This is a genomic window from Bacteroidota bacterium (assembly GCA_019637975.1).
In the GTDB taxonomy this organism is placed as follows: domain Bacteria; phylum Bacteroidota; class Ignavibacteria; order UBA10030; family UBA6906; genus CAADGV01.
The window spans coordinates 119854-133868 of record JAHBUR010000002.1 but is presented as its reverse complement, the minus strand read 5'-3'; the positions used below and the strand labels follow the sequence as shown (position 1 = coordinate 133868).

The 14015-nt window shown below is 52.2% G+C and carries 16 protein-coding genes; 2 read left to right on the top strand and 14 right to left on the bottom strand.

Features of this window, described 5'->3' with window-relative positions; all coding sequences use genetic code 11:
• Window positions 1-361: 361 nt before the first annotated feature.
• From KF749_01560 to KF749_01545, 4 genes are all read right to left on the bottom strand, one after another.
• Complete coding sequence (locus KF749_01560) at window positions 362-1480, bottom strand: permease (protein MBX2989835.1); 1119 nt, start codon at window positions 1478-1480, stop codon at window positions 362-364.
• Window positions 1477-1734 carry a TM0996/MTH895 family glutaredoxin-like protein gene (locus tag KF749_01555; GenBank protein MBX2989834.1) on the bottom strand — a complete coding sequence of 86 codons (258 nt, stop codon included), beginning with the start codon at window positions 1732-1734 and terminating at the stop codon, window positions 1477-1479. The genes KF749_01560 and KF749_01555 overlap by 4 nt, the downstream gene beginning before the upstream one ends.
• Window positions 1735-1830: 96 nt before the next feature.
• Window positions 1831-2148, bottom strand: coding sequence for a helix-turn-helix transcriptional regulator (locus KF749_01550; protein MBX2989833.1), 318 nt, complete (start codon window positions 2146-2148; stop codon window positions 1831-1833).
• Window positions 2149-3568: 1420 nt separating this feature from the next.
• A complete protein-coding gene (locus KF749_01545) occupies window positions 3569-4174 on the bottom strand; it encodes a hypothetical protein (protein ID MBX2989832.1) in 606 nt (201 codons plus the stop codon).
• A gap of 266 nt (window positions 4175-4440) precedes the next feature.
• Between KF749_01545 and KF749_01540 the strand changes: the two genes are divergently transcribed.
• Window positions 4441-4929, top strand: coding sequence for a DUF1670 domain-containing protein (locus tag KF749_01540; protein MBX2989831.1), 489 nt, complete (start codon window positions 4441-4443; stop codon window positions 4927-4929).
• Here the strand turns inward: KF749_01540 and KF749_01535 are convergent.
• The 3 genes from KF749_01535 to KF749_01525 all read right to left on the bottom strand — a co-directional run bounded on the left by KF749_01535 (window position 4846) and on the right by KF749_01525 (window position 8440).
• Window positions 4846-6201, bottom strand: coding sequence for a T9SS type A sorting domain-containing protein (locus KF749_01535; protein MBX2989830.1), 1356 nt, complete (start codon window positions 6199-6201; stop codon window positions 4846-4848). The genes KF749_01540 and KF749_01535 overlap by 84 nt on opposite strands.
• 99 nt (window positions 6202-6300) lie before the next feature.
• The gene (locus tag KF749_01530) at window positions 6301-7002 is read right to left on the bottom strand and encodes a hypothetical protein (protein ID MBX2989829.1); all 702 of its coding nucleotides are present in this window, start codon (window positions 7000-7002) and stop codon (window positions 6301-6303) included.
• Window positions 7003-7219: 217 nt separating this feature from the next.
• Complete coding sequence (locus tag KF749_01525; GenBank protein MBX2989828.1) at window positions 7220-8440, bottom strand: T9SS type A sorting domain-containing protein; 1221 nt, start codon at window positions 8438-8440, stop codon at window positions 7220-7222.
• A gap of 2 nt (window positions 8441-8442) precedes the next feature.
• On the opposite strand from KF749_01525, the gene KF749_01520 reads away from it, so the two are divergent.
• Window positions 8443-8667: a hypothetical protein gene (locus KF749_01520; GenBank protein MBX2989827.1), complete on the top strand. Its 225-nt coding sequence runs from the start codon at window positions 8443-8445 to the stop codon at window positions 8665-8667.
• 136 nt (window positions 8668-8803) lie between these two features.
• Here the strand turns inward: KF749_01520 and KF749_01515 are convergent, their stop codons facing one another.
• The 7 genes from KF749_01515 to KF749_01485 form a co-directional block, all read right to left on the bottom strand.
• Window positions 8804-9319: a hypothetical protein gene (locus KF749_01515; GenBank protein ID MBX2989826.1), complete on the bottom strand. Its 516-nt coding sequence runs from the start codon at window positions 9317-9319 to the stop codon at window positions 8804-8806.
• A 57-nt stretch (window positions 9320-9376) separates the two neighbouring features.
• Window positions 9377-9928, bottom strand: coding sequence for a hypothetical protein (locus KF749_01510; GenBank protein ID MBX2989825.1), 552 nt, complete (start codon window positions 9926-9928; stop codon window positions 9377-9379).
• A 185-nt stretch (window positions 9929-10113) separates the two neighbouring features.
• A complete protein-coding gene (locus tag KF749_01505) occupies window positions 10114-10368 on the bottom strand; it encodes a hypothetical protein (GenBank protein ID MBX2989824.1) in 255 nt (84 codons plus the stop codon).
• Between the two features lie 1068 nt (window positions 10369-11436).
• The gene (locus KF749_01500) at window positions 11437-11748 is read right to left on the bottom strand and encodes a hypothetical protein (GenBank protein MBX2989823.1); all 312 of its coding nucleotides are present in this window, start codon (window positions 11746-11748) and stop codon (window positions 11437-11439) included.
• 179 nt (window positions 11749-11927) lie between these two features.
• Window positions 11928-12785, bottom strand: a complete 858-nt coding sequence (locus tag KF749_01495; protein MBX2989822.1) for a DUF2911 domain-containing protein — start codon at window positions 12783-12785, stop codon at window positions 11928-11930.
• A 52-nt stretch (window positions 12786-12837) separates the two neighbouring features.
• Window positions 12838-13032, bottom strand: a complete 195-nt coding sequence (locus KF749_01490) for a PspC domain-containing protein (GenBank protein ID MBX2989821.1) — start codon at window positions 13030-13032, stop codon at window positions 12838-12840.
• Window positions 13033-13038: 6 nt separating this feature from the next.
• Entirely contained in the window at window positions 13039-14013 is a 975-nt protein-coding gene (locus tag KF749_01485; GenBank protein MBX2989820.1) for a hypothetical protein, read from the bottom strand.
• Between the last annotated feature and the right edge of the window lie 2 nt (window positions 14014-14015).

The following is a 14015-nucleotide window of genomic DNA, read 5'->3' as shown; positions in this document are numbered from 1 at the left end:
TGGGACGAAGTCCCAAGACAGAAAAACACAGGAACGATCTCATCACCCTGAAGGGGTGAGATACCGCTGGTGATATCCAACCCCTTCAGGGTTGTGGGAATGTTTCTCTTATGATGTTGTCCGGGGACTTCGTCCCCGGCTATAATATCCCGCCCAGTTGGGGCTGAATCGCCGAACAACACGCCGTAACGCGGGACTCCGTCCCGCAACAGACCGGTCATCTAGAACCCGCTGCCTTACCGACCCAGCAGAGGTCAGATACTATAGCTTGGGACAAAGTCCCAAGACTTCATGCACTAAAACAATACGACACCCTGAAAGGGTGAGATCCCCCTGCGACAGGGATCAGGAAGACCAGCCATCACACAAATTCCCCGAACATCCATCCCGCAAACACCGACAGTATCATGATGGTGATGATATATGTAGCCGCTTGCTTCCTTCCCATCACGTTGAACAGCACAATCATGCTTGGCAGACTCAACGCATTTCCCGTCAGGAACAACGTCAGTGCAGGGCCGCGACCCATCCCAAGTCCCATCAGCTTCTGAATGATGGGAACCTCGGTCAACGTTGCGAAGTACATGAACGCCCCGAAGGTCGAGGCGATGGCATTGGAGAGCAGCGTATTCTCCCCGACAAGTCCGGTTACAATCTCCTGCGGCACAATCACTTCGATAATTCCCGCAATGAACACGCCAACGAAGAGGTAAGGGAGAATCTTCTTTGTAAGTCCCCACGTCTCGCCGATCCATTCTACATTGTGTTCTTTCTGGAACTTGAGGAAAACGATGGACAGTGCCGCGGCAATCGTCAATACTAGGATCATAGCTTTCATAGTCGGGTCAATTGCAAGTCCGAAGACCACCAATACTGCCAACTGAAGGAGAAGAAAGAGAACGACAACAGTGTTGGAGTAAGGGAGATCCCCCGACATTCCTGATGCAAAGCCGTTGGCGCTGTTTCTTGAATCATGATCACGAAACACGTATGCCATTATCAAACCCGCAATCACGGAGATGATCATGGATGCGATCAATCTGCCGATGGCGAAATCCCAGCCAAGCACGCTGCTCGTCAGAAGAATAGCCGTGACGTTGATTGCCGGCCCGGTGAAGAGAAACGCCACCGCCGGCCCGATACCTGCGCCGCGTTTGTAGATGCCTGTAAACAAGGGAAGAATCGTGCACGAACATACGGCAAGAATGCCTCCCGATACGCTTGCGATGGGATACGCGATGTACTTTTTCGTTGTCGGGCCGAGCAGCTTGAGTACCGCATCCTTCTTGACGTAGACTGCAATCGTTCCGGCAATGAAGAAGGCGGGAACGAGGCAGGTCAGAACATGAAGTCTTGCGTATTCCTGCAACAACGTCAGTCCTGCCCCGAGAGCGGTGAGCACAACAGGCGCATCAATCGGAGCAAAGTAGAAAAGGGCGAACGCCGCGGCAAGGATGCTGAACTTCATCCACTCTTTCATTGAGCCGCAACCTTACGTGCTTCTGCTGCAATCAGCTCATGAATTTGATCAACTGTCGGGACTCGCCCCTGCACAACCACCCTCTCGTTGATCACCAGTCCCGGTGTTCGCATCACGCCGTATGCAATAATTCCGTCGAGATCAACAACCTTTTCGACTGTAGCCTGAATGCCGGATTTCTCCAACGCTTCGAGCGTTCGTCGTTCAAGAGTCTTGCAGTTCATACATCCGGGTCCGAGTACTTTGATAGTCATTGCTTTATTCCTTTCATCATCCAACACTGAGGTTGACTTGCACAGCGCTTTTCAAATTGTTTGGAACTTGGAGCTTGGTTATTGGGATTTCCTCCTTTACCCTTCTTCAAGTGCTTCAACCTTCTTCTCCACGTCTTTTCGTGCAATCTCACGTGAGATATCAAGAATCTTGAAAACCCTCTCATCAGTAACCTTGAAATTGACGCGGAGCCCATCTTTCCACGATTTCAGAATGCCTGCCTGAACCAGAATCTTCAAGTGTCGTGAGAGGTTTGATTGTTCGAGCTCGAGAGCAGGAGCTAACTCGCAGTTGCAGCGTACATCCTTTCGAAGGTATTCAATAATGCGGATACGGTTCGGGTGTGCAAGAGCGAGGAGAATATCGGCTTTCAAATCTGCTGAGGTTTTCATCATTCCTTCCTGAGTTATCAACTATATGAGTATGTACTCATATACGATGCCAGAGAAAATCAGGCCGACTATCAGATTTACTGACTGTTGACTGCTCCATTTTCCGGGTTTTGCGAATCGGAATCTTACGGCAGGAGAATGAGGGGGAGCGACAGAAGCCTATGGCAACCTGTGAACAAACCACCGCATTGGGCGGCCACTTGTTGTTTAACCCGGTGTCACGATCCATTCCGTGACACCGAAAGCGCTTCTCCGAGACAACTCAGCATTGCGCAGTTTGTCGTCATGGAATGTTCCATGACGACCAAGAAAACCGTCGGACACAGCGGAGCCGTGTCCCTACAAAAAATGGGTTGGTAGGGACACGCCTCCGGCGTGTCCTCTCGTTAGGTAAGAACCCTTGAATTCTTTAACCCGGGTGTTACGCCCGCCTGCCCTGTGCAGGTACCCCGCCGGAGGCGGGCAGGCATTTCGTGACACCAACATCGCCTTTCCGGTAATGCGTAGAGGCGACCCGCCGGGTCGTCTCTACCGATGATGTGCAGATGAGGGTTCTGCCGCCATCCGCGTTTCAACCTGTAGCGCGGGACTCCGTCCCCCATCAGGCATTGCAAAGCCACGAGGCCATCCGCGCCCGACCCCAACGGCTTGCCCGCCGTGCCTTACCTTCCTGACCGCCGATCTTTTTTGGCGGTTTGGCGGGGGTCAGATACTATAGCTTGGGACGAAGTCCCAAGACAGTAAAACAGAAGAACGATCTCATCACCCCGAAAGGGTGAGATACCGCTGATGGTATCCAACCCCTTCAGGGTTGTGGGAATGTTTCTCTTATGATGTTGTCCGGGGACTTCGTCCCCGGCTATAATATCCCGCCCCGTTGGGGCTGAACTTGCGCAAGGGGCGATTCAGGAGAATCGCGCTACAAGCTGTAGCTCGGGACTCCGTCCCACAACAGGCTGGTCATCCAAAACCCGCTGCCTTATCCGACCCCAACGGCTTGCCCGCCGTGCCTTACCTTTTAGCGGGGGTCAGATACTATAGCTTGGGACGAAGTCCCAAGACAGGAAATACGAGCACCACCACATCACCCTGAAGGGGTGAGATACTTACTGGTTAGCTCGGCCGTCACGCCTGCCCCGCTATTAATTAGGCGGGGGTTTCCCGGAATTACTATGTACCGTGATGGACACAATTATCTGGGAGGCATGTCGCTGTCACGGTGCGATATTCATCATGTTAACCGTGACGGCCGGGGGAAACCCCTTCGGTTCATTCCTCCCTCCGCTCACAGCCGACGTTTCGGTGTCGCAGATGTTCCACACTATCTACTGCCGTTGCCCGTTCATCGCACGAGATGATGTTTCTGCATACCTGCAATGGTCCAGTCCAGAGTCTATGATGGAACTCGGTAATGTGAGTTGTTTCAATTGAGAATCGCCCTTGAGAGTTCCACCCGAACGAACCTTATGATCCCAGGGCCAGTGGAATCCGTGACAGCGAATTCACCGAATGTCGGATATCCTACATGGGGACAGAGGAAATAATCGGAGCGGAACCCTCTGTAGATACCGTACTGATACGAAGGAAACCGACCAGCTGGAACACTGATTGGCACATTCGTGGCAAGAATGCGAACCGTATCTCCATCCGGGCGAAGATAGGAATCACCAACGGATGCAGGAAATTTCCACTCAAGCCATGAAACCCCACTGTCCCGTCCCCAAAGGCCCGTTGAACGGTTTGTCCACCACGTTTCCCTTGGTCCGACACCAAAGCTGAAGAAACGAAGATCCCGAACGAGAAACCATTGCTCGGTCCCAATCAGCGTATCTCTGGTAACGGCTATTGTATCGTAGCTGGGACGGGTAGTATCGGAGTACGTCAATTGGTATATCCATTGGTTACCGACTTTTAGCGGAAGAATGACATCGGTTCCATTCGTGCCAGTAGCAGTCGGTTCCGTGTCCTTGCTACACGAAACGAAAAAGACCATCGCTCCAATCAGAAACAGGTTAGTCTTGGTCATCATGTTCTCCTTGTGTTAATGTCTGGGCAATTGCAGTTAACGTTGCGCCAAGCACGCCGTGCCGCCGTCAATATATAGAAAGCGTAGACGGCGGCATGGAGTGAGTTCAACTGTCCGGCTAGCGTTGGCAAGTGCGTTACCTTTACAAATAAATCGAACGAAGTGCTTGGCGCTGCTATTTCCAGTTGCACGTCATTTATAGTTAGTATCAAATGATACCGAGGTAAAAATGTGTATTTTCATCATCCACGTTTCCGAAGGTATCATGTATGAATCACGAGCAGTTACACAAGCGTCTCTCGTCCAAGTCCGTGCGACAGTCGATCATCATGAAGCTTGGACGCGATTTCAACCTCACCCCGATCCTCGCTGAAGCGTACTTTAATCAGGTCCAAGAGTACTTCCTCGCTCACGGCCAGATCGACTTGGCCACAGGGCAACTGCATTACCTGGCCATTGACGAGAATGAACCTGCCGGCAAACCTGTTGCCTTATGCAAGAAGATTTCTGTCAAGCTCTCCCTTCACCAACCGGAGGAAGATCTCGCCCTCTACCGGAAGTCTGGCCTGCGCGCCCTCAGGCAGCACAGGATCGTCCGCATCACCAACGAGGCCCGACGACTGACACTCACGTGCCAGCCCACTAAACGGGCCGACACGTGGTATCATTTGATACTATTTGAGGAAGATGAGCTTCCTTGTTTCAACAAATTCACCAGCTCGCAATTGATAGTAGTACACTCCGGTGGACAAGTCTGACGCATCAAATTGGATTTGATATGATCCGGCGGTCTTCTCTTCATCTAAAAGCGTTCTCACTTCACGGCCGAGGGCGTCATAGAGACTCATGAGGACGCGTGAACTCACTGCAACATCGTATGTGATTACCGTGTTCGGGTTGAATGGATTGGGATAATTCTGCCTCAAACTGAATCGCTGTGGTACCTCTTCGCTCTGGCCCCAAACGCCGGACGCGCCACGCGTGTACACCCATGCTGCACCTGCATTGCCACTGTCACCAAACCCACCCACGATGGCTGTATTTCCGTCCAAAGAGAGCGAAACAGAATAGCCCTGACGTGGACTGCCTACAGCGCCTGTGCCGACAAGTTTTAACCCTTCCTGACTCCACACACCGCTACTTCGTATGTACACCCACATTGCTCCTGCATTGCTATTGTCACCATACCCCCCGACGATGGCCGTATTCCCGTCCCAAGAGATGGACACAGAAGTGCCTTGCTGAGCATTGCCTACAGCACCTGTGCCGACAAGTTTTGCTCCCTGCTGAGTCCAAACACCGCCGCTCCGAGTGTACACCCAGGCCGCGCCCGCATTAAGATTATCCTGAAGACCCCCAACGATGGCCGTATTCCCATCCGAGGAGAGGGAAACACATTGTCCTTGGTCTGCATTGCCTACAGCTCCTGCACCGACAAGTTTATTTCCTTGCTGAGTCCACACACCGCCACTTCGTGTGAACACCCACGCTGCTCCTGCCTGGTTATTGTCACCCCAACCACCCACGATAGCCGTATTGCCGTCCGCGGAGACGGAGACAGAGGCGCCTTGCGCTGCACCAAAGGTTCCGTTCACCGCCCCTGTGCCGACAAGTTTATTTCCTTGCTGAGTCCACACACCGCCACTCCGCGTAAACACCCATGCTGCACCGGCAGATAGATTATCAAGATATGCACCTATGATGGCGGTATTCCCATCCGAGGAGAGGGAAACTGAGATGCCTTGACCTGCATTGAACACTGCGCCCGTCCCGACAAGTTTGTTTCCTTGCTGTGTCCACATGCCACCAGTGCGTGTGTACACCCACGCTGCGCCTGCGTTGTTACTATCAAGATCTCCCCCGACGATCGCCGTATTTCCGTCCGCCGAGAGTGCGACAGACCGGCCTTGGTATGCATTGCCTACAGCACCCGTGCCGACAAGTTTATTTCCCTGCTGGGCGAATTGTGCAGGTAAAACATTGTGCACCAGAATTGCAGCGCATATGAGTACGGGCAAAGTTGCTTTCATCGTTCCTCCTTTGAAATAAGTGCGTGGTAACCATCGACACTATTGGCTCATTCCAACAACTGTATGGGACGGAACCGCTCAATGAAGGCGGAGCTGTGATCACTCGTGCAGGCGATCCTCTGCTTTCTTGAATATGTCAAATGAGACGCCAACGCCGAGGTATATCTGGAAATATTGTGGATAGATCTTGGCGGCATCTGCACCGAGTTGTTGGGGAACAGAAAAGCTCTTGACATACTTCACGCCGCCATCAAGCGCAACGGTGTTTGAGAAATTCAAATCCAGTCCGAGTGTCAGATCGTATCCAAATACAGTGCTGCTCACATCCTTCACGTTTTGGGAGATTGGATTGTTGGGATCGTTGTCGTTTGGGACGACATTATCGATGGTGAACTGGTTGTGAATAAGAGCCAGGGAGATGCCCGCGTGAGGCCGAAGGAAACCGTTCCCGTGTCCTCCGATCTGTCCGCCCACAAAGAGACGAATGAAATCCTGACTTGTCTTTTGTTGAACGCGCAGTCCCGTGACCGGTTCCCTGAGATCGATCTCCTTTTCGAGAAAATTCACCAATTCCAATCCGCAGGTGATGGCAAACAGTTGCGAAACAACCGGCAATGGAAACACAGCGTGGAGTCCCGCTCCCCAGCTGGGTCGTGTATATTTCTCCGCGTCTGCTCCGTATGGAACCATACGGATGGCGTAGATGCCAACCTTGCCGGACCCGGAGGCAACCGTTGTACAAAACAGACAGCAGAAAACCGTGAAGCAAAGCATCAATCGTATGTTTGTCCGTGAAATCATGTTTCCTCCAAAGAGTTTAGTCATTGCGTTTTGGGCATCTGGCGTTCTTCATTCTCTCTTTTCCTTCGGGGGCCACCGCAATACCAATTCCCGATCCGGCTCCACATCCAACACCACGCCCATTCCTCCTTCTCCAAGCTTCTTAAGAATCTTGTAATGCGACATCGTCTTGCCAATCATTGCCAACCGTGATGAAAACCGGTTCCGTTGTGCCTGATCATCTGATAAGAATCAACTTTCTGGTTTGAACAAAATCACCGGCATGGATTTGATAGAAATAGACTCCGCTTGCCATCCCGCCGGCGTTCCACGTGATGTCATAGTTTCCCGCCTGTATCTCCCTATTCACCAGTGTTGCGACCTCTTGACCGAGAATATCATAAATCCGTAACACCACAACTGCCGTTTGGGGTAGCTGATAACGTATGGTCGTGTTCGGATTACATGGATTCGGGTAATTTTGAGAGAGAGAATATTGAGTGGCGAAACTCTTTCCACCTTCTCCCACATACGACACGCGCTGCGCGCTGCGGTATATTCCCCCGGTGGTTCCTGCAAAGATATGACCGCTCGGTGCTATGAACAGTGAGTAGATTCTTCTCGATTGCGAATTCAAACCTGTATTGATACTATCCCATTGGGCTCCGCCATTGGTGGAACGGTACACCCCGCCATTTGCCATCCCTGCAAAAATATCTCCTCCATTAGTTACCGCTAATGCCCACACGAATGTATTCGGCAGTCCGTTGTTCAATTGTGTCCATGAGGAACCACCATTTGTCGATCCCAAAAATCCCAGCCCGTCATCTCCCACGTAGACTTTATCTCCGGAACCAAATGCAATCGCATCGGCATCAGGCCCCGGCGGGGGCGGTATGGGCGGGAGCGTAACTGCTATCCAATTGTTGCCATTATCAGTAGAGCGAAACAACCAATCACCCTTGCGTGCCAAAAGGAGATTTCCGTTCGGGTGAACCCGAAGGTCAGGTATCTGGCCGAACGGCAATCCGCTGTGGATAACAGTCCATGTAATTCCGTTATCAGTCGACCTGCGTAGGGTATCTGCGTATCCAAACAGAATCCCTTGGTTGTTCAAAGTTAATCGCACTCCATCCGCGTGAAACGTCACCGAATCCTGCAGAGTCCATGAGTCTCCATTGTTTGTTGACCGGAAGATCTTGCTTCCCACGGAACCGAACAAATCATCGTTCAACGGATTTACGGCAACGAAGATGCCACCCGATTGAAGACCGGAATTTATCAGCGCCCAGGTTGTTCCTCCGTTAGTCGAACGGTAAAAACCTGTCGTGTAAATGTAGCCCTGTGAATTTGCGGCAAACGAAAGAGCAAAGCCCGATGGAAGCACAGGCTCCCAAAAATCTTGGGCGTGTAACGTTCCTGCGCACACGAGCATGAAGAAAACCATTCTTGTATTCATGAGTGCCTCCTCGAATATTGGAAATGGACGCCGGTGGTGGGGACAACACGGTCATCACTAATCCCGGCAAAGAGATCAATGCCGGAGACGGCAAGGCACTTGACAGTGCTGCCATACGGGCCGTTGGTTTGAATCCATTGGGAATGTACTGGATTCGTGATGGTGAAGAGGCAAGACACCACCAAGAGGAATATGATATTGTTGTTCATGTGTATCTCCTTTCGTGAAAGGGTACGGGACAAGAGCATTTTTCGTCTGAAGGTTGCAGACAAATGACATATAACGTTGGCGATTCGTAATTGCGTAGTTCTGTGCAGTGCCCGTAACAAAGAATGGCCGATTTATATTTTCACAGCCCAAACTCTACTTCTGCTTTGCATTCGTTGAATCCACCGGGAAGTTGTATTCGTATCGATGTCCCATGACGGCGCCGAGCCCTGCAACCACGGGTGGGACCCCCATTAGAACGAAGAACCCGCCGATAGGAAACTCGCGCGAAGAGGCGGAGGAGATTGCCACAAGCGCGGCCACATCGACAAGTACGCCAAACCCGAGCCCTTCAAGGCCTCCCAACAGATGATTCCTCCGACTGATTCTTTTCAGATCGCTGACTGCAACCGTATAGTGTGCTCCGGTGAGAGACTCGTTCCATGACAGAGAGTCGGCGATGACATGAATTTGCCTGGCATGCATTTCTCTCCCGTCGTTGAGTTCGATAACCACTTCCTTCTCCAAAAACTCGGTATTGAGATCGTTGTAAGAGTAATCTCCTCTTCCCGGTGGTGGGGTAACCTCATACGAAGTACCACATCCATCCAACACAAATATGGTTATTCCCAAAAGACAAAAATATGAGCCGATTCTGTGAGCGAGTTTCATTTGTGTTGCTCCTTTGGGTTGTTAACAGTTACACCTACCATCCGCCGTCGAAGACCATTACTTGATATGATACGACATGCCAATACCCAGGGTTGACAGGAAGACAGACCCGGATCCTGCCGATCCCGCAATTGTTCCGACCTCGAGCTGCAAGTTGATCGAAAACTGACGGGCAGCAAAGAACTGCAGGCCGGCCTGGGCACTCGCCGCAAAGAGCGCGGCTGAATTTGCATTGAACACACCGAGTCTGCCACCAACGTACGGAGACCAGGTACCGCCCGCATTGAAATGGTAGTTCACATAAGCGTACGCCGCTCCGAAGGAAATGGCAGACTGTGAAGGATCGCTATCGAATGGACGAAACAGAAAAACCGTGGCTCCCACAGCGAGAGCGTCGGTGAGAAAATAGCCGGCATGGGGCTCGACCGCCAAAAGCAAAGCGCCAATCGCTTCATGACCGCCGGTTGCAATGACTAAAGACGGCCCTACTTCGATGCCTACCTCAAAATCGCCCTTCTCCGTTTGTCCATATCCGGCGGTAACGAAAAACAATCCTATCACTGTCGCGACGACAGCAATCCGGAACGCAGACATACTGGTTGCATTCATATTCTTCACCCTTCCATTGTCCCAGGTCAAATAATTTCATTGGACGGCAACTGGCAGCATCACAACCAAGCGAGACTGTATAGAAACAGTACCGTCCGGGTACGTGACACTCTGTGCTCTCGATTTGGTATTGAGTCCGGGTTCGGTACTGCACAAGAATCCGAAGGACCCGTGTTCACAACGTCTTATGAAAAAAGGAATCCGGGCGGGCTGTGTTCTTTGAGAGAAATACGATCGGAAAGCTGATCAGGCAGGGGGTGTTCGACACGATGCCATCTACTTTTGAGATGTCGCTCTGGCACAACGTCGTCATCAACATCGACGAAGATCTTCTCGGCAGCACAGATGAAAAACGAGATAATAAGCGCATCAAGGATGATGAGGACACCCAGACCGATGAGCGGAGCAAACCCGATCACCAGTGAAGAGAGGACACCCATTGCAGGATGATCCTGGGCAAGGTAGACTACGACGCTGCAGAAGGCCGCAAGTGCCGGCACGACAATGAGGAGAACTTTGATAATGCCTCCTTCCTTGTGTGAGTATGGATGGAACCGGGAAAACTGCTACGTTAAACCGTCTGAGATATAGAGAGAACAGAATAACGGCATTGTAGAAAACGAAATAGTTGCACTTCGTTGTTACTCTGATGTGTGGCTGAGAGGTGGAGAAGTGAGGGCGTTAGGCCCGGAATGCGGGGAGAGCGCTCTCAGGTCTGAACCAGTAAGTCACAGATACATCCGTGGCATTTGGGTTTACGACCTGGCTTTTTTTTGACGGCGCAATATAGTACATATGTTGTGCGAAGTCAATAGCACAAAATTGGCTGGATTTTCCCTTTAGTAGCCGACTTGCCCGTAACAGCCGAGCTAACCTATTCGAATGAGTCACAGAAACAAAAATGCCCCGTAGCGCAACGGGGCATTTGCATGATACAATTTCAGCAGATATAAAACCGGGCGTCACGTCCGCCTGCCGTTTACTCGCACCCCACCGCAGGCGGGCAGACATTCAGTAACACTATCTTGTCTGCCGGATGTTCTCGTGTTGTCGTCATGGTCCACGATGACCTGGGTATCGTTCCAGCCCTTTGCCGGCATGACCCCGAAGGGGTCAGATACTATAGCTTGGGACGAAGTCCCAAGACAGAAAATACGAGAACCCCACATCACCCTGAAAGGGTGAGATACCGCTGATAATATCCAACCCCTTCAGGGTTGTGTGAATTTCTGTGATGATGAATTCCGGGGACTTCGTCCCCGGCTATAATATCCCGCCCCGTTGGGGCTGAACTTGCGCAAGGGGCGATTCGGAGAATCGCGCTACAAGCTTAGCACGGGCCTCAGTCCCGCATCAGGCCATGCAAAGCAACGAGGCTGGGCGATTCAGAGAGTCTCGCTACAAGCTGTAGCGCGGGACTCCGTCCCGCATCAAGCATTGCAAAGCCACGAGGCCGTCCGCACCCGACCCCACCGGCTTGCCCGCCGTGCCTTACCTTTTGGCGGGGGTCAGATACTACAGCTTGGGACGAAGTCCCAAGCCAGAAAATACGAGAACCCCACATCACCCTGAAAGGGTGAGATACCGCTGATGATATCCAACCCCTTCAGGGTTGTGTGAACTTCTGTGATGATGAATTCCGAGGACTTCGTCCCCGGCTGTAATATCCCGCCCCGTTTGGGCTGAACTTGCGCAAGGGGCGATTCGGGGAATCGCGCTACACGCTGTAGCGCGGGACTCCGTCCCGCTTCTGCACATCTCCCGAAATCCGGAAGAACAATTGCTTGCGTGATGATATACACGTGCTTCCGCCCGGTCACGACCCCTCCACTGTTTACGCAACACAGCGTACGCTGTTGAATTGCCGTCCGCCGCCGCCGGTTCGCAGCTCGTTCGCTCCCGCTTCGTACCTGCTTCGCACCCGATGCATCCCCGGCAGCTACGTCGTTCGTACTTGAAACGGCGTATGTCCATCAATCAATTCGTTCAACATCTCCTGCTACTTCATTCCCTTCCACTCCGCAATAGCGGCTTCGTTGATCTTCACAAACTGTTCGTTGCCCGCGGCTTTTGCGCGTTCTTTACTCATCTCCGCCGAAACGATTGCGCCTTTGTAGTCCTTGAGTGCCGCCTGGATTTGCGACTTCAGCCGCCATACCCAGTAGGGATTTTTGTTGATGTCGAGGGATTTGTCCACCCATTCGAGCGCGGTTTTCAGTTCCCTGTTTGTCGAATAGTAGTACGATGCTGATTGATAGTAGTTGTTCGCGGCAGCGGCAAGCGGGTTTTCCATTGTACGCTTGATTGCGGCCATCACTTTCGTATCGACGTCGAACTCCATCCGGAACTTCACCACGGTGTTCTCCCAAGCCAGTTCGAGGTTGGCGGCGTTCGTTGTGATATCAGTGATGTTGATGGTGAAGGTTTCGACAAGATTTGCCGTACGCGAGGGCTGTATTTTGAGGGTGATGGCATCTTCTTTCGTATCACGCGGCGGGCCGGATGTTTTCTTGTTGAGGATGACTGTCCACTCTTGTTCTTGCGGAATGGAGTAGAGGGAATATGTTCCCGCGGGTAAATCCTGTCCTTCAATCTTGACAGGATCGCTGAATGTGATGGTTGTGGGTTCGTTGGCGCCTGTCCGCCATTCCTGTCCGAAGGGCACAAGATCGCCGAAGATCTTCCGCCCTTTCACGCCGGGACGCGAATACGAGACGGAGACATTCATGACTCCGACTTTTTGTTCGATCTTCCCTTTCGGGCTCGGTTGCGGTGTTTCCAGTTGGGCTGCCGCCTCCTGCGCTGTAAAGCCAGCGATGATTGCAGCCGCGATATATTTGAGCAACGAGTGAAACATGACACACCTCCTATATGAATGATTGAGAAAGAACTCGATACAGCAAGATGAACTACCTCTCAGAGGGCACAGCAATCCAGAGCACAAGATATACAAGAAAGCCCGGTATCACAGGAATGAACGACCCGACGACAAAGAGAACGCGCACAACAGTCACATCCCAACCAAGCCATGAAGCCAACCCTGCACAGACTCCTGCAATCATCTTGTTGCGCGTTGAACGACGAAGGCGTTTACGATCGGACATGGTCAATCAGGGTCGGTTCATGCGGGTTCCAAAAAACGCTTCACGTGCCCGCTTGCCTGTGGCTTTCCACACCTTCATCACTTCGTAGATGATCACCGTCGTGAACGTTACGGCGAGCCACACACAAACGGCCTCGACGGGGAGACGTGACCATGCTCCGATGCTCAGGCCGATGAGAGCCTCCTCCCTGTATCCCCACCATTGATACGGAATGGCGAGCGTGACCTCCCACAAAAGACTGATCAGCAGAATCGGAAAGACGGTGAAGCCGAATGCCCTCCAGTTAATGAACGGTTTCGTCGTCTCGAAAAATCCCGCCGCCGGAACAATCGCTACAAGCACGAGGTATGTGAAATACCACGGCATGCCTTCGGGAGAAGCGCTGAAAAGTTTCTTGTAGGCGAACGCGGCCGCAAGCAACACTCCGCCAAGAACCAGCGATCCCGGATGGAAGCGGACGATTCGTGTTATGCTCTTTGCTTCTTCCTCGTACGAGGGAATATTGTAGGCCTTCAGCCAATACTCATCACACCAGACATACATCAGAAGAACGAGGGCAAAGCCGGCGACGTAGAAAACGAACTCCTCCACCGGAACCGATCCGCCGAGCGCAGGAATCAGAATACCGAGATGGGCGCCGCCGTTTTCAAATGTGAAGAAGGTGGTTCCGAACAGAATGTCGAGAACGAGTCCGCTCGGAACAAGCACGCCGATCGTCCACCAGAATGCTGTTCTCGGAAACTGTAAGGCCGGATTTCGCAAGAACCACCACGCGAGAACACTCAACGGCATGATAAACAGAAGCAGGCTTACAGTGTAGCCGAACGGCGTCGGGTTCTCTGATGCAACGACAACACTCCCCGGATGCTCGACGGTGATCAGGGTGAGCGTCGCGGAAACAACAAGTAATGCGAGCATGACGAAGAGCGTCCGAAATGCCCGCTGCGCCGTAACGCGTTCCGAAGAGTCAGGTGTGTTCATCC